General features: G+C 71.1%; 12 protein-coding genes and 1 pseudogene. 8 read left to right on the top strand and 5 right to left on the bottom strand.

Features of this window, described 5'->3' with window-relative positions; all coding sequences use genetic code 11:
* Positions 1-31: 31 nt before the first annotated feature.
* Positions 32-2,122, bottom strand: coding sequence for a DNA topoisomerase IV subunit B (locus AB0K37_RS23720; protein ID WP_363984531.1), 2,091 nt, complete (start codon positions 2,120-2,122; stop codon positions 32-34).
* Between the two features lie 211 nt (positions 2,123-2,333).
* Between AB0K37_RS23720 and AB0K37_RS23715 the strand changes: the two genes are divergently transcribed.
* The 3 genes from AB0K37_RS23715 to AB0K37_RS23705 all read left to right on the top strand — a co-directional run bounded on the left by AB0K37_RS23715 (position 2,334) and on the right by AB0K37_RS23705 (position 4,656).
* On the top strand, positions 2,334-3,236 hold the full coding sequence (locus tag AB0K37_RS23715; protein ID WP_363984529.1) for an ABC transporter ATP-binding protein: 903 nt from the start codon (positions 2,334-2,336) through the stop codon (positions 3,234-3,236).
* A complete protein-coding gene (locus tag AB0K37_RS23710) occupies positions 3,233-4,306 on the top strand; it encodes an ABC transporter permease (RefSeq protein WP_363984527.1) in 1,074 nt (357 codons plus the stop codon). The genes AB0K37_RS23715 and AB0K37_RS23710 overlap by 4 nt, the downstream gene beginning before the upstream one ends.
* Positions 4,307-4,425: 119 nt before the next feature.
* Entirely contained in the window at positions 4,426-4,656 is a 231-nt protein-coding gene (locus tag AB0K37_RS23705) for a hypothetical protein (protein ID WP_345185546.1), read from the top strand.
* Positions 4,657-4,833: 177 nt separating this feature from the next.
* On the opposite strand, the gene AB0K37_RS23700 is transcribed toward AB0K37_RS23705, so the two are convergent.
* Entirely contained in the window at positions 4,834-5,541 is a 708-nt protein-coding gene (locus AB0K37_RS23700) for a GNAT family N-acetyltransferase (RefSeq protein WP_363984524.1), read from the bottom strand.
* Between the two features lie 47 nt (positions 5,542-5,588).
* Here AB0K37_RS23700 and AB0K37_RS23695 point away from each other — a divergent pair, with 47 nt between their 5' ends.
* Positions 5,589-6,332, top strand: coding sequence for a peroxide stress protein YaaA (locus tag AB0K37_RS23695; RefSeq protein WP_363984567.1), 744 nt, complete (start codon positions 5,589-5,591; stop codon positions 6,330-6,332).
* A gap of 155 nt (positions 6,333-6,487) precedes the next feature.
* Here the strand turns inward: AB0K37_RS23695 and AB0K37_RS23690 are convergent, their stop codons facing one another.
* The 3 genes from AB0K37_RS23690 to AB0K37_RS23680 all read right to left on the bottom strand — a co-directional run bounded on the left by AB0K37_RS23690 (position 6,488) and on the right by AB0K37_RS23680 (position 11,432).
* On the bottom strand, positions 6,488-8,137 hold the full coding sequence (locus AB0K37_RS23690) for an RNA polymerase sigma factor (RefSeq protein WP_363984522.1): 1,650 nt from the start codon (positions 8,135-8,137) through the stop codon (positions 6,488-6,490).
* Positions 8,138-8,390: 253 nt separating this feature from the next.
* A complete protein-coding gene (locus AB0K37_RS23685) occupies positions 8,391-10,469 on the bottom strand; it encodes a SpoIIE family protein phosphatase (protein WP_363984520.1) in 2,079 nt (692 codons plus the stop codon).
* 381 nt (positions 10,470-10,850) lie between these two features.
* Complete coding sequence (locus tag AB0K37_RS23680; RefSeq protein WP_363984518.1) at positions 10,851-11,432, bottom strand: HhH-GPD-type base excision DNA repair protein; 582 nt, start codon at positions 11,430-11,432, stop codon at positions 10,851-10,853.
* 118 nt (positions 11,433-11,550) lie between these two features.
* Here AB0K37_RS23680 and AB0K37_RS23675 point away from each other — a divergent pair, with 118 nt between their 5' ends.
* The 4 genes and pseudogenes from AB0K37_RS23675 to AB0K37_RS23660 all read left to right on the top strand — a co-directional run.
* Positions 11,551-12,255, top strand: a complete 705-nt coding sequence (locus AB0K37_RS23675; protein WP_363984516.1) for a molybdopterin-dependent oxidoreductase — start codon at positions 11,551-11,553, stop codon at positions 12,253-12,255.
* Positions 12,242-13,021 (top strand): cytochrome b/b6 domain-containing protein, encoded by a 780-nt coding sequence (locus AB0K37_RS23670; RefSeq protein ID WP_363984514.1) that lies wholly within the window; start codon positions 12,242-12,244, stop codon positions 13,019-13,021. Before AB0K37_RS23675 ends, AB0K37_RS23670 begins: the two co-directional genes overlap by 14 nt.
* Positions 13,022-13,610: 589 nt before the next feature.
* Positions 13,611-15,149: a hypothetical protein gene (locus AB0K37_RS23665; protein WP_363984565.1), complete on the top strand. Its 1,539-nt coding sequence runs from the start codon at positions 13,611-13,613 to the stop codon at positions 15,147-15,149.
* Between the two features lie 97 nt (positions 15,150-15,246).
* Positions 15,247-15,813 (top strand): annotated as a pseudogene (locus tag AB0K37_RS23660) (SseB family protein); the annotation flags it as partial.

The raw sequence follows: 15,813 nt of genomic DNA, 5'->3' as shown, positions 1-15,813 counted from the left end.
CCCGCTCTCCACCCCAGGGTGGAGAACCCGATCAGGTGTCGATGCGCTCCACGTCCAGCTCGGTGGCGCCGGCGGTGATGAACGCGCGGCGCGGGGCGACCTCGCTGCCCATCAGCAGGTCGAACACCTTGCCCGCCTCCTCGGCGTCCTCGATGCGCACGCGGCGCAGCACCCGGTGCCGGGGGTCGAGCGTCGTCTCGGCCAGCTGGTCGGCGTCCATCTCACCGAGGCCCTTGTAGCGCTGGATCGGCTCCTTCCAGCGCTGGCCCTTGCGCTCCAGCTCGACGAGCCGCTGCCGCAGCTCGGCGTCGGAGTAGGTGTAGATGTACTTGTCCTGCCCCTTGCGCGGCTTGACCAGCTCGATGCGGTGCAGCGGCGGGACGGCGGAGTAGATCCGCCCGGCCTCCAGCATCGGCCGCATGTAGCGGTGGAAGAGCGTGAGCAGCAGCGTGCGGATGTGCGCGCCGTCGACGTCGGCGTCGGCGAGGATCACCACGCGCCCGTAGCGGGCGGCCTCGACGTCGAACGTCCGCCCCGACCCGGCGCCGAGCACCTGGATGATCGCGGCGCACTCGGCGTTCTTCAGCATGTCGGCGACGGACGCCTTCTGCACGTTCAGGATCTTGCCGCGGATGGGCAGCAGCGCCTGGAACTCGGAGTTGCGGGCCAGCTTGGCGGTGCCGAGGGCCGAGTCGCCCTCGACGATGAACAGCTCGCTGCGGTCGTCGGTGGAGCGGCAGTCGACGAGCTTGGCCGGGAGGGCGGAGTTCTCCAGGGCGTTCTTGCGGCGCTGGTTGTCGCGCTGGGTGCGGGCGGCGATGCGCGTCTTGGCCGCGCCGACCACCTTCTCCAGGACGGCGCGCAGCGACTGCTTCTGCCCGCGCGACGGGTTCTCGAAGATCGCCCGCAGCTCGCGCTGCACGACCTGGGAGACGATGCGCGTCGCCGCGGAGGTGCCGAGGACCTCCTTGGTCTGGCCCTCGAACTGCGGCTCGGGCAGGCGGACCGTCACCACGGCGGTGAGGCCCTCCAGGACGTCCTCCTTGAGGACGTCCTCGTCGCCGTTCTTGAGCAGCTTCACCGCGCGGAGCTGCTCGTTGAGGACCTTGAGCACGGCGCGGTCGAAGCCGCGCACGTGGGTGCCGCCCTTCGGGGTGGCGATCACGTTGACGAACGACCTGGTGATCGTGTCGTAGCCGCTGCCCCAGCGCAGCGCGACGTCGACCTCGAGGTCGCGCTCGACGTCGGTGGGCGTCAGGTGGCCCTGGTCGTCGAGGACCGGGACGGTCTCGGTGAAGTGGCCGCGGCCCTGGAGCCGCAGCACGTCGATGATCGGCGCGTCCTTGGCGAGGTAGGAGCAGTACTCGCTGATGCCGCCGTCGAACCGGAACGTCTCGTCGACGATCTCCTCGCCGCGCTCGTCGCGGACGTCGATGGTGAGGCCCGGGATGAGGAACGCGGTCTGCCGCATCCGGTCGAGGACGAGGGACTGCTCGACCGTCGCGTCCTTCAGGAAGATCTGCAGGTCGGGCCAGAAGCGGGTGCGGGTGCCGGTGGTCTTCTTGGCGACCTTGCGGATCTGCCGCAGGCCCGACTTCTTCTTGAACCGGGCGTTCGGGCGGCCCTCGTCGGCGAACTCGCCGGCCAGACCGCGCCGGAAGCTGATCGCGTGGGTGTGGCCGTCGCGGTCGACCTCCACGTCGAGCCGCGCGGACAGGGCGTTGACGACGGAGGCGCCGACGCCGTGCAGGCCACCGGAGGCGGTGTAGGACACGCCGCCGAACTTCCCGCCCGCGTGCAGCCGCGTCATGACCAGCTCGACGCCGGGCAGGCCCGTCTTGGGCTCCAGGTCGACCGGGATGCCGCGACCGTTGTCGCCCACCTCGAAGGAGCCGTCGGCGTGCATCGTCACGCTGATGTGCGTGCAGTAGCCCGCGAGGGCCTCGTCGACGGAGTTGTCGACGATCTCCCACAGGCAGTGCGCGAGGCCACGGCTGTCGGTGGACCCGACGTACATGCCGGGTCGCTTGCGCACGGCCTCCAGCCCCTCCAGCACCGAGAGGTGCCGGGCGGAGTAGCCGTGCGGGTCTTCGGTTGTCGCTTCGGCGGTCGCGGCGGTCAACGTGCGTGTGCTCCTCGGGGGTAGGACGGTCGGCAGCAGGGTACCCCCGGCCGCCGACAATCCACCGAAAGGCTCGCCGCCGCCGACGTTCCGGACGCCGGCGTGGGAGGGCCCGTACGGTTCGCCAGGCTACCCGCACTCCGACTTCTGGACCCGGACCTCCACCTCAGGGTGGGTGCGTGAAAGCCCGATTCATCCCTACTGTCCTCGCATGGCGCAAACGATCGAGGTCTCGGGCCTCCGCAAGCGATACGGGGACGTCCGGGCCGTGGACGGGGTGACGTTCGCCGTCGAGGAGGGCGAGTTCTTCGGCATCCTCGGGCCGAACGGCGCGGGCAAGACCACCACACTGGAGATCATCGAGGGCCTGCGGGAGCCGGACGAGGGCGACCTCACCGTGCTCGGCCTGTCCCCCTGGCCGCGCAACTCCAAGCTGCTCCCCAGGATCGGCGTCCAGCTGCAGGCGTCCTCCTTCTTCGAGCGGCTGACCGCGCGCGAGCAGTTGCGGACGTTCGGCTCCCTCTACGGCGTCCCGGCGAAGAAGGCCGACTCGATGCTCGAACTGGTCGGCCTGGACGACAAGGCCGACACCCGCGTCGAGAAGCTCTCGGGCGGCCAGGCGCAGCGCCTCTCCATCGCGTGCGCGCTCGTGCACGACCCCGAGCTCGTGTTCCTGGACGAGCCCACCGCCGCGCTGGACCCGCAGGCGCGCCGCAACCTGTGGGACGTGCTCCGGTCGATCAACACCGAGGGCCGCACCATCGTCCTGACCACGCACTACATGGACGAGGCGGAGAGCCTGTGCGACCGCGTCGCCATCATGGACGCGGGCAGGATCCTGCGGCTCGGCCCTCCGGCGGTGCTGGTGCGCGGGCTGGACGCCCCGGCCAGGATCAGCGTGGCCAGCGGCGTCCTGGACGTGGCCGCCGCACGGCTCCTGCCGGGCGCGGACGAGGCCGAGGACGACGGCGTCTCCCTCACCATCTCCACCCGCGACCCCTCCGCGGTGGTCGCCGCCATGGCCGCCGAGAACGCGCTGGACGGCGTCCAGATCCGCGGCGCCACCCTTGAGGACGTCTTTCTGGAGCTCACCGGACGGGAGTACAGGGCGTGAGCACGTTCGAGAGTTTCAAGAGCCTGTCCAGGGCGATGTTCCTGGGCTTCCGGCGCGACCGCACAGCGCTGTTCTTCACGGTGCTCTTCCCCCTGATGTTCCTGGTCGTCTTCGGGGGGATCTTCGGCCACCAGTCCACGTCCAAGGTGAAGGTCCTGGAGGTGGGCAAGGCGCCGGTCCTCGACCAGGCGGTGACGCAGGGAGGGGGCGAGCTCGGCAAGGTCATGAAGGTCGAGAAGGCCTCCGACCGCGCCGCCGCCCTGCGCAAGGTGGAGAAGGGCGACGCGGACGCCGTCGTGGAGCAGCGCGGGGGCGAACTGGTCGTCCACTACTCGGCGGCCGACCAGGTCAAGTCCGGGACCGTGCGGGGGCTGATGAACTCGGTCGTCCAGTCGGCGAACCTCTCGGCCTCCGGCAAGCCGCCGGCCTTCCGGCTGACCGACCAGCGGGTGGAGGACGACTCGCTCAAGGCCATCCAGTTCTTCACACCGAGCCTGCTGGGCTGGGCGCTGGCGTCGGCGGGCGTCTTCGGGGCGTCCCAGACGCTCGTCACGTGGCGGACCAAGGGCATCCTGCGGCGCCTCCAGCTCTCCCCGGCCCCCATCCCCACCGTGTTCGCCGCGCGCGTGGCGGTCAGCCTCGCCGTGGCGCTCGTCCAGTTCGCGCTGTTCGTGCTCGTGGCGCAGCTCCCGATGTTCGGCCTGAAGCTCAGCGGCGCCTGGTGGATGGCGATCCCGATGGTCATCGCGGGCGTGCTGGCCTTCCTGTCGATCGGGATGCTGATCGGCGCGTGGGCCAGGACGCAGGAGACCGCCCAGGCGGTGACCCAGCTGATCGTGCTGCCGATGGCGTTCCTTGGCGGCTCGTTCTTCCCGCTGGACGCCTCGCCGACCTGGATGAGGACGCTGTCGTACATCTTCCCCCTGCGCTATCTCAACGAGGGCATGCTCAATGTGATGGGCAGAGGACTCGGGCCGACCTCGGCGCTGCCCCAGATCGCCGTTCTGCTGGGGGTCGCGGTCGTCGGAGCGTTGATCGCCGTACGCCTGTTCCGGTGGGACGCCGCCTAATGTGACCTCGGTCACTTATTGGGCCATTCTGCTGTGGGCGTACGAAGAACCAGGTTGGGAACGCCGACGTCGGGTTAGATGTTGTCCTAAGTACCGACCCCGAGCATGAGGAAGGTGCCGTGACTGGAGCCCTTGCCCCAACCAAGCCGCTGACCGTCGCCGACCGATGCGACCGCTGCGGCGCTCAGGCCTACGTCCGTGCGGTCCTTGTAGGCGGCGGCGACCTTCTGTTCTGCGCCCACCACGGTCGCAAGTACGCAGAGGCGCTGCGCTCCAACGGGGCCGACATACAGGACGAGACCGACCGGCTCACCGAAACCCCGACTGTCGCTCCGGACGAGGAGCGGTAGACCTCCAAATAGAGCGAGCGAAGGACGGCGGCCACCGGAGACGGTGGCCGCCGTTCCCTTTTCCTCCATTGCCCCTCCCCGCAGCACGATGCGGCGATAACTGCGGAGAGTATATGAGTGACTGCATATCGTAGCCATATTGGGACAGTGCCGTGATGCGCTCGCCCCTGCGGCTTCTCACCTCGCGGTGACATTCCTTACGCGGTAGTGATAGGCGGCCGCCGACACGAACCCCTCCGATTCGTACAGCGCCCTGGCGGCGGCGTTCCGCTCGACGACGACCAGGTACGCCCGCTCGCATCCCCGCTCGCTCCCCCAGCCGAGAAGAGCCCGCAGGACGCGCCGCCCCAGGCCCCGCCTTCGCGCGTCCGGCGCGACGGCCATGGCGTAGACGCCGAGCCACTTCCCCTGGACGACGCCGCGCCCCACGGCGAGACCGTCAACGCCGGCGTAGCCGGCGCTCACCCCGGCGAGGATCTTCTCCGCCATCGGCAGCTGGTGGTCGTAGCGACCGTCCACCGACCACCACCGATCGAGCCACTCCCGGGACGGGGCGTCCATGACCTCCACACCCGCGCGCTCGTAGGGACCGCTCAGGTCGGCCGTCATCGCGATCGTCGGTTCGACCAGTTCGTAGCCTCGCCTCTCAAGGACCCCGTCGAGCCCCTCGGGCCGCGCCTGGGCGTCCATCAGGAACACGGCCGGCAGCCCGAGCCCGGCGTAGAAGCGCTCGGCCCGCCCGATGGCCTGATCCACGTCCCCCGGGTCGTCCAGGGGCAGGACGGAGTTGGCCCGCTTGGTCACACCGTCGGCGTGGCGCAGCAGCCAGCCGCCAATATCCTGGGCGAACGGCGCGGGCCACGCCTCGGCGACCAGTTCGTCCAAACGCCTGTCCAATGACCGCGCCATCTGTCACCGCTTTCGGGGGGATCGTGCACATCCTGCTGCCGCCGTCGGAGAAGAAGGCTACCGAGGGGGACGGCCCGCCCCTCGACCTCGCCTCGCTGAGCTTCCCCGGCCTGACGCCGACGAGGCGGCGCGTCCTGGCGGCCCTGGCGAAGGCGTCCCGGGGCGCCGACGCGGCGGAGGTGCTCGGGCTTCCCCCCGGGCAGGCCGACGAGGCCCTCGCCCGCAACAAGGCTCTCCGCAAGGCGCCGACACTGCCCGCGGCGCGGCTCTACACCGGCGTCCTCTACGACAACCTCGACCTGGCCGATCTGGACGCCGAGGCCGCCGCCCGGCAGATCATCGTGTTCTCGGGGCTGTGGGGCGCGCTGAGGCTCACCGACCGCGTCCCGCCCTACCGGCTGTCCATGGGCGTGTCCCTGCCGCCTGGAGGCGGCCTGGCGGCGTCGTGGCGCCCGGCGATGCGCAAGGCCCTCCGCCTGGACGACGACCTGGTCGTGGACATGCGGTCCGGACCGTACGCGGCGGTGTGGAAGGCCCCCGGCCCGGCGGTCTCCGTCCGGGTGTTCCGGGAGCGCCTCGTCGGCGGCGTCCCCAAGCGCACCGTCGTCAGCCACATGGCCAAGGCGACCCGCGGGCGCGTCGCCCACGACCTGATCAAGGCGGGCGCCGCGCCCCGCACCCCGGAGGAGCTGGTGAAGGCCGTCGCCGGCCTCGGCCACACCGTCGAACTGAACGGCGCGAACCTCGACGTCATCCTGCACGACTGACGCCCCGTGGCCACACCCGGCCACGCCAGCGTCCCAAGCCCCCCACAAGAACCAGCCCCGCGGGGCGGGTCGTGCGGGTGGGGCCGGGCGCGGCGCGGCAGGGCCCCGGCGTGATCGCCGGGGCCCTGCCGTCGGTCGGTCCGCGGTGCGGCCGGTCAGTCCAGGTAGTCGCGCAGGACCTGGGAGCGGGACGGGTGCCGCAGCTTCGACATGGTCTTGGACTCGATCTGCCGGATGCGCTCCCGGGTCACCCCGTACACCTTGCCGATCTCGTCCAGCGTCTTCGGCTGCCCGTCGGTGAGGCCGAACCGCATCGACACCACGCCCGCCTCGCGCTCGCTGAGCGTGTCGAGAACGGAGTGGAGCTGCTCCTGCAGCAGCGTGAAGCTGACCGCGTCGGCCGGGACGATGGCCTCGGAGTCCTCGATGAGGTCGCCGAACTCGCTGTCGCCGTCCTCACCGAGCGGCGTGTGCAGCGAGATGGGCTCGCGGCCGTACTTCTGGACCTCGACGACCTTCTCCGGGGTCATGTCGAGCTCCTTGGCCAGCTCCTCCGGGGTGGGCTCGCGGCCCAGGTCCTGGAGCATCTGCCGCTGCACGCGCGCCAGCTTGTTGATGACCTCGACCATGTGCACCGGGATGCGGATAGTGCGGGCCTGGTCGGCCATCGCGCGGGTGATGGCCTGCCGGATCCACCAGGTGGCGTACGTGGAGAACTTGTAGCCCTTGGTGTAGTCGAACTTCTCGACCGCGCGGATCAGGCCGAGGTTGCCCTCCTGGATCAGGTCGAGGAACAGCATGCCGCGGCCGGTGTAGCGCTTGGCCAGCGAGACGACCAGGCGGAGGTTGGCCTCCAGGAGGTGGTTCTTGGCGCGGCGGCCGTCCTCGGCGATCCACTCGAAGTCCTCGAGGTCCTCTTCGGACATCGAGGGGCCGGTGACGGCGAGGCGCTCCTCGGCGAACAGGCCGGCCTCGATCCGCTTGGCGAGCTCGACCTCCTGCTCGGCGTTCAGCAGCGGCACCTTGCCGATCTGCTTGAGGTAGTCCTTGACCGGGTCGGCGGTGGCGCCGGCGGCCGCGATCTGCTGCGCGGGCGCGTCCTCGTCGTCGTCGCCGAGGGTGAACCCCTCCTCCTCGGAGGACGGGGTGTCGCCCTTGCCGCCCGGAGCGGCCTTCGCGACGGGCGCGGCGGCGGGCTCCTCCTCGACCTCGGCCTCGGGCTCCTCGGCCTCGGCCGTGTCGTCCACGAGCTCGGCCTCGAGGTCGGTCAGGTCCTCGTCGAGGTCGACGTCGACCTCGTCGTCGACCTCGGGGTCCTCACCCTTGTCGGCCCTGTCGGACGGGGCGGCCTTGACCGGCTGCGCGGCCTTCTTCGCCGGTCCGGCCTTCTTCGCCTTGGCGCCCTTGGCCGGCGCGGCCTTCTTCGGCGGCGCGGGCTTCGGAGCCGCCGGGCGCGGCGCGGCGACGGCCTCCTCCGGCGCGTCGTCGCCGACGACGGCGGTCACCGTGTCGGGCTGCTCCTTGGCGGCGGCGGCGGTCTTGGGCCTGCGTGCCGGCGGCGTCGCGCGCTTGCGCGGACGCTTGGGCGCCGCGGAGTCGGCAGCGCTCACCATGACGGTCACACCCTCCTTGCTGAGGCTCCGCAGAATGCTGGAGGCCTTCGACACGGGGATGTCGGCCTCCTCGAACGTACGTCGTACGTCGTCGGCTTCGAGGTAACCCTGGGACCGTCCACGCTCGATCAGTTGCGCGATGACGTGATCGTGCAGATCTGACGCTTTCGAGGTCGAGCTAGCAGGCGACACAAATACCTCTCGAACGAACGTGTGGCTTGGTTGACCCAAGTGCCCTGACGGGCTCGGCCTCACACTGGGTGGGACCACACACGGAGCGGACCTCCCGGTGCGGGACCGCAGCGTACCCGCTCTCTCTGGGTCAAGCATTCTGGCACTGCTGCGCATTCCGCCTTGGAGTCCTACCCGGTAACACTCCACCTTAGAGGGCCCGGGGCGGTCCTTCGAACGTCGCGGACCGTCTCGGCGCCGTCTTCGGCGGGGTTCACTCGGACTTGGGCGGGACGTGCAGGGCAAGCACGGTCACATCGTCTACCTGCTCATATCCGGCAAGCATCCGATCGACCAGGAAGTCGACGAGTCTCTCGGGATCTCCTACCACTTCAGGTGGGGCGTCCGCCGCGACGGCGACGAGCTCCTCAAGCCCGGCGTCCACCCCACGCCTACGGTTCTCCACAAGTCCATCGGAATAGAAGACCACAGTGTTGCCGGTCCTGATGGAAAAACTTGTCTGCTGCCGCTGGCTCGGCCAGCCGAGGGGGGTTCCGGGTTCGCGCCTGCTCACGCGCGCGGGCGTGTCGGGCGAGATCAGCAGGGCCGGAGGGTGGCCCGCGTTGCTGAGCTCTCCCTGCCCGGTCTCGGGATCGATGACCGCGTAGACGACGGTGGTGAACTGCTCCTCGTCCTCGGTGGCGCTGAACAGCCGGTCGAGGCCGGCCAGGACCGCGGCGGGACGCGGGTCGTTCAGCGCGAGGGCGCGCAGGGCGTTGCGGACGCGGCCCATTCCGGCCGCGGCGAGGACGCCCTTGCCCATCACGTCGCCGACGGCCACGGCGAGCCGGTTGTCGGCGAGGCGGAAGACGTCGTACCAGTCGCCGCCCACCTGCACGTGGCGCGTCGCGGGGTTGTAGCGGGCGGCGAGCGCCATGCCCGGCAGCTGCGGCAGGTCGCTGGGCAGCAGGCTCCGCTGGAGCTCCTCGGCGGTCCGGTGCTCGCGCTCGAACAGCAGGGCCCGCTCCACGGCCAGCGCGCACTGGCCCGCGAGCGCCTCCAGGAAGACCCGCTCCTCCTCGGTGATCTCCCGGGGCCGGGTGAAGGAGAAGCGGAGCGCGCCGATCGGGGCGCCGGCCGCGAGCAGCGGCAGGCCCACCCAGGCGCGCTCCTCGGTGTGCTGGGCGAACAGGTCACGCTCGCCGTGGCCCAGTTGCAGGCGCAGGCTGTCGGGGTGCTCGGCGAGGAAGGGCCGGCTCTCGCGCACCGCCACCGACATCACGGTCTGGTCGCTGACCTTGATCCCGTCGCGGGACGGCGAGGGCGTCTCGCTCTCCGTCCCCGGCTGGGACGGGGCCACGATGCTGAGCCGCAGCTTGTCGTCGTCCAGCAGCGCCACCGCGGAGTAGTCGGCGCCGATGGCCGACCGTCCGACCTCGGTGATGACCTGGACGACCTGGGAGACGGTCAGGGCCTCGGCGAGCATGGAGGTGGCCTGCTGGAGGCGCGCGGTGCGCAGCGCCGCCGCCGAGAGCTGCTCGGTCAGCCGGCCTCGCATCTCCTCGGCCTCGCGCTGCCCCGTGACGTCGGTGTTGGCGCCGACCCACTCGATGACCGCGTCGCCGCGCCAGATGGGCACGGCCCTGACGTCGAAGTGCCGGTATGTGCCGCTCTTGGTGCGGATGCGGTAGTTGGTCTCGAAGACCCGGTTCTCTTCCACGCACTCGCGCCAGTGCGCCTCGATGCGGGGCCGGTCCTCGGGATGCACGACCGACAGCCAGCCGCCGACCGCGTAGTCGTCCGGCGTCTGGCCGGTGATGGCGCGCCACTCGGGCGCGTCGTCGATCGCGCCGCCGGCCGGCGCGGCGACCCACACCACCTGGGCGCTGGCCTCCACGAGCGAGCGGTAGCGCTGCTCCTTGCGGCGGATGACCTCCTCGGCCCTGCGCCGCTCGGTCACGTCCAGGGCGGTCAGGACGACGCCCGGCCGCTCGTCGCCGCCGCCCTTGGCGGGCAGCCACGTGCACGCCAGGATGCGCTCCTCGACGGCGGTGGCCACGCCGGGCGCCTCGCCGGGCGCCTCGGCCGCCCGCGCCGGGACGACGAGTTCGAGGTCGCTCACCGCGCGGTCCTCGGCGATCACCTTCCGGAGCGCCGTCTCGAACGCCGCCGCCAGCGCCTCGGGCAGCACCTCCGACGGGCGGCGCTGCTGGAGATCGCGGACGCGCACGTCCAGCAGCTCCGCGAGCGCGTCGTTGGCCCGGCGGCAACGCAGATCGCGGTCGAAGAACGCCAGCCCTTCGGGCGCTTCCTTCAGCAAGGTCGCGTACAGCGCGGCGTCGGACGCATCCATGGGCTGCCCCTCCACCCCTGAGACGCGGGGATGCGGGACGGACGTCTCGGTGCTCAACGACAACACCTCCGCCCCAGAGGGTCCCGTACCGCGCGGCAATTATTCATCACTATGAGTGAATGGGAGCAGGTTAACGCTCCCGCCTCCATCACAACACCGGTCGGAGTCAGGTCTTCATCATCCCGATGGTTCGCCGCGTACGGAAGCCCTGATGAACATCCTTGCCCCTTCGGCCTCGGACGAACTCGTCGGTTTCGGACACCGTCGCGGATGGGCGCGCGGGGCGGCCCGGCATGGACGGCAAGTAGGAGATGTTACGGCGTACATGCGTCACGGGGTGTCAACTCGCCCCGTTCGGCGAGTTCCGTCCTGCTCCCGACCTCACTTGGCCGCCTTGGCGGCGGCCTTCATCTCCTGCTTGAAGGCCCGCACCCTGGCGAGGGAGTCGGGGCCGGTGATGTCGGCGACGGACCGGTGCGAGCCCTCCTCGCCGTAGTCGCCGGCCGCCTCGCGCCAGCCCTCCGGCCGTACTCCGTACTGCTTGCCCAGCAGGGCCAGGAAGATCTGCGCCTTCTGCCTTCCGAAGCCCGGAAGGCCGTTCAGCCGCTTGTACAGCTCCTTGCCGCTGTCGACGCCTCTCCACACCTTCTCGGCGTCACCGTCGTAGTGGTCCACGAGGTACTGGCACAGCTGCTGGACGCGCTTGGCCATCGAACCGGGGTACCGGTGGACGGCCGGCTTCTCCGCCAGGAGCGCCGCGAACCGCTCCGGGTCGTAGGCGGCGATCTCGTGGGCGTCCAGATCGTCCGAACCGAGCCGCTGCACGATGGTGTAGGGGCCGGAGAACGCCCATTCCATCGGGATCTGCTGGTCGAGCAGCATGCCCACCAGAGCGGCCAGCGGGCTGCGTCCGAGCAGCTCGTCGGCCTCTGGACGCTGTGCGAGATGAACCTTCGTGGCCATGGGCTCAGCTTAGGGCGGTACCCGGGGCCGGTCGGTGGCGACGCCAGGATCTGTCGGAAGTCTTACGAGGTCCGCCGCCCCCTGGCCGAGCCGCGGGCCGGGGTGCTCGAATGGAGCGGTGAGCGAGGACGAACGACTGGAAGGCAGTCCGGTGGGACGGAGGGTCGTCCTGGGCATGCTCGGCCTCGGCGTGGCGGGGGCCGCCGTGGGCGCGTCCGTCCAGGACAAGGTGAGCCGGGCCCTGGCGCCGGTCGGACCGATCGGGGACGTCCTGCCTGCTGCCGGCGGGTTCCGCTACTACTCGGTCACGCCCGGTGTGAAGCGGCACAGCGCCGCTACGCACCGGGTGACCGTTTCCGGTCTTGTGGACAAGCCGCAATCATTTGGGATGGCCGATCTAGCGCATTTTCCGCAGACAGTCCTCGACAGGGACTTCCAGTGCGTCACGGGCTGGCGAGTGCCGGATGTGCGGTGGGTCGGCGTGGCTCTGCCGGATCTGCTGGACGCGGTCGGAGTGTCCGCCCGCGCCCGCGCCGTGCGGTTCACCTCGTTCGACGGCGTCTACACCGAGTCGCTGACGCTGGAGCAGGCGCGGCGGCGGGACGTCCTGATCGCGACCCAGATGGACGGCAAGCCCGTCACCCACGACCACGGCGGCCCCACGCGGCTGTACGTCGCGCCCATGTACGGCTACAAGTCGCTGAAGTGGCTCGGCGGCATCGAATTGACCGACCGGGTGAAGCCCGGCTACTGGGAGGAACTCGGTTACGACGTGGACGCTTGGGTGGGACGGTCGAACGGACGCAGCGATGCGCCGACCTGAGCCGTCGGGGCGGCTCGTGCGCTTCACCCGGGCCGAGCGCTCGATCCACCATGTCACCGCGCTGCTGATGCTGGTCTGCCTGCTGACCGCCGCCGTGCTCTACCTGCCGCCGCTCTCGACGCTGGTGGGCCGCAGGGAGATGGTCAAGACCGTCCATGTCTGGTGCGGGTTCGCCCTGCCCGTGCCGATCGTGCTCGGTCTGCTGTCCCGGGCGTTCAGGGCCGACCTTCGCAGGCTGAACAGGTTCGTGCCCGCGGACTGGCAGTGGCTCAGGCGCGGCGACCGCAGGGCCGTCCGGGACGGGCGCGGGGTCCTGCCGGTGGGCAAGTTCAATGCGGGCCAGAAGCTGAACGCGGCGTTCACCGCGGGCGCGATCCTCGTCATGCTCGGCACCGGCGAGGTCATGACGTTCCCCGGCCCGTGGGGAGACCGGTGGCGCACGGGCTCCACCTTCGTCCACGACTGGCTTTTCCTCGCCGTCCTCGCGGTGGCCGCCGGGCACCTGTGGGAGGCGCTGAGGGACCGCGAGGCGCTGACAGGGATGCTGACCGGGCGGGTGGACCCCGGCTGGGCCGCACGGCATCACGCGAGCTGGGCCGACGCCGCGCGCAGGTCCCCGGACGCGGGTGGACGGCCGGCCGCGGGCGAAGCGAACCCGCAGGTGGACGGTGCGGACGCGGAGGCAGGCGAGGTGCCGGCCGGTCATGGGGGAACGCCCGGTGAACGGGGTCCAGAATTTGCGAAACGACCCCCCGGAACGTCTTGACTCTCCCCGCGTCGGGGCCTGGAATGTGACATCGAGGCGGGGTTCTCGCTGAAGCTCCCAGGCATGGGCCGGTCCGAGGCGCGCTCCGTCTCACCGGCGGCGTCCCCGCCCGCCGGTACCCCGTGCGCGGAGGTGTGCGCTGATGCCTGCACTGGCCGATCACCGGAACGAGACACGTGACGCTCTCGCACAGCGGCTTTGCGACGAGTTCGCGTCCTTCCCCTCAGACGCGGTGCACCGGTGTGTGGCCGACGTCCAGGCCTGCATGGCCCATCTGGGTTTGGAGACCACGCCAGACAGAGTCGAGCGGATGGCCCGGGAGCAGCTCACCGGGATCCTGAAATCGCAGCCGCCCTCTAGGCGCTCGCCCACCGGCGACGTTTCCGGCTGAACAGACGGCTGAGCGGCCGGTAGAGACGGCGTGGGCGCGGTGGCGGCCCATTCCGGCCTTCGCCGGTGTCCGGGCCACCGTACGCGCCGGATCTGAGAGGCTAGAGGGGTGAGTCCCCGCAGCCGCAGCCGCTCCTCCGGGGACCCGGCCCGGGACGGCCCGAAACCCCCGGACGAGGTCTCGGCGATATTCGACGGCATGCTCCAGCACGCCCGCGAACTGCTGGCGGTGCGCAGTCCCCTGGACGCGGAGCTCATCGTCAGCGAGATCCTCGGCTCCTGGTGGGGGCAGCGCGTCCCTGACGGCGACGTGGAGGAGGTCATCGGCGAGGCCCTGGTCGGGTACGCCGCGGCCGCCGCCACGCCGGCGGCGCTGGCGCTGCTCACCGGCATCGCCTACATGGGCACCCCGCGTCAGGCGGCCAAGGCCGAACGCGCGGCGCTGCAACTGATGAGCGACGGCGTCGCCAGGCCCGGCTGGGCCGACCGCGTCGGCATGGTCGAGCCCGAGGCGTGCTTCGCGTCCAGGGACGTCTACGGCGACCAAGACTCCGTCATCTGCACCTACACCTACGGGGGCTCCGAAAGGCACGCCCTTGTCATCCTAGTCGACCGCAACAGGGCCGGGGTCGTCCAGCCGCGCGTCGGCCCGTTCGCGCCGGCCGCGCCCGCGGGGCGCCTGCCTGCGAGCGGGATGGTCCGGGACGCCTGGGTCTCCTCCAGGGTGGACCGGCTTCTCGACCACTGCCGCCGCGAGGGACGCGAAAACCCGCTGATGCGGTTCGAGGAGCTCGACCCGCGCGACACCAAGGCGTTGCTGCAGAGCGCTCTGGATCTCACCGACGCGACAGACGACCCGCCGGTGAACGAGAACTTCGGCTCCTACCACGCGTTCGTCCGCGCGCGCGTGGACATCCTTCCGCCCGGCGGCCGCCTGCCCCAGCCCCCGGTGTACGGGCGCGACCGGCGCGCCACGATCGCGACGCGGTTCCTCGCCTCGGACGAGGCGGGAGAGCTCTCGGACATCTCCGCGGCGATCCGGTGCGTGGACCGGATCATCGACTACGGCTGCGCGCACGACTTCGGACGGCCCCTGCGCGTCAGCCCGATCAAGTGCGAGATGTTCCTGCTCGACTGGCTGCCGCGCAAGGTCCTGCTCTCCCCGTCGGAGCAGGAGGCCGTCCCCCACGTGCTGGCCGCGTGGATCCGCTGGGCCGGACGGCGGACGGGGCTGCCGGAAGAGGGGATCAGGGCGACCCTGGACGCCCTCTGGGACGCCACCGCGAAGTTCTCCGCGGTCTACCGCGATCCGGCCGCGTTCGGCCTCGACCGGGGCCTGGTCGACCGGCTGCTGCCCGACGGCGACCTCGAGGCCCTCCCCCGCCGCGCGTTCGCCCTGCCGTTCCTGTCGGGCACGCACCGGCGGGCGGGGCGCGACGACATCCTCGACCTGTCGGAGCTCGACCCGGCCGACCCGGGCGACCGCCGCGCCCTGCTGGAGTTCGAGCACCCCGGCGGCGACGACGAGCACCTCGACGCGCACATGCGGCTCGCGGCGATGCTGTGGGACGGCGAGCCGCCGCACCTGTGGGACACCGCGCAGTCGCTGCTGGACGTCGGCTACGAACGCCACGAGATCCTGCACAGGCTCATCGACGTCCTGGACCGCTGCGGGGGCGACCCGGAGGCCCTCCAGGAGGCCCTGCGTGTGCTTCGTCACGAACCGCCGCCCGACTGAACTCCCGGTTTGCGCGTCGCGCTCCCGGCGACAATCATCGGGTCCCGGGCGCGGTCTCGCGGGGGTCGGCACCGGCCCCTGGTCGTAGGGAGTGATCTTGTTGGAGTGGTCCGAGTTCGCCCGGCGGCTGGGACGTGAGCTGGCAGGTCTCGAACGGGACACGATCCTGATCGTGCGCGAACGCGACGAGAGCCGCCACTACGTCCAGGCCATGCGCGAGCCCGACCGGCTCTACGCCGAGGCCGTCAGCAACAACTTCCTCGAAGGCCCCCTCCTGCTCACCCTGGCCGACGAAGAGGTCATGAGCGAGGCGGGCTGGCGCCCGCCCGCCGACCCCGCGCCGCGCAACTGGTGGACCGAACTGCCCGAGGCGGGCATGCCCGGCGGGATGCTGAGCGTGACCGAGGCCGACTTCTCGCGCCTGGCCGACGTCATGGTCACGGCGCTGCGGGACGTCCAGGGCGTCCGGCGCCCGTCCGACCTCGTGTACGAGTCGTTCCACCGGCACGGATCGGGCCTCATCGAACTGCTCGACTTCGGGATCAAGGTGGCCGACCCGTCCCGGGTGACCAAGCGCCGCGCGTCGTCCGGCGGGGCCCTCCCCAGCACCGACCCCCTGGCCGGCGCCGATCCGCTGTCCGGTGCCGATCCCCTGCCCGCGGGC

Source organism: Actinomadura sp. NPDC049753 (genome assembly GCF_040674655.1).
In the GTDB taxonomy this organism is placed as follows: Bacteria; Actinomycetota; Actinomycetes; order Streptosporangiales; family Streptosporangiaceae; genus Spirillospora; species Spirillospora verrucosospora.
This window is presented reverse-complemented; position numbering and strand designations above follow the sequence as displayed.

Coding starts and splice junctions, on each gene's coding strand:
- AB0K37_RS23715 (WP_363984529.1), top strand. CDS start 2,334: ATGGCGCAAACGATCGAGGTCTCGGGCCTCCGCAAGCGATACGGGGAC.
- AB0K37_RS23685 (WP_363984520.1), bottom strand. CDS start 10,469: ATGGATGCGTCCGACGCCGCGCTGTACGCGACCTTGCTGAAGGAAGCG.
- AB0K37_RS23680 (WP_363984518.1), bottom strand. CDS start 11,432: ATGGCCACGAAGGTTCATCTCGCACAGCGTCCAGAGGCCGACGAGCTG.
- AB0K37_RS23670 (WP_363984514.1), top strand. CDS start 12,242: ATGCGCCGACCTGAGCCGTCGGGGCGGCTCGTGCGCTTCACCCGGGCC.
- AB0K37_RS23665 (WP_363984565.1), top strand. CDS start 13,611: ATGCTCCAGCACGCCCGCGAACTGCTGGCGGTGCGCAGTCCCCTGGAC.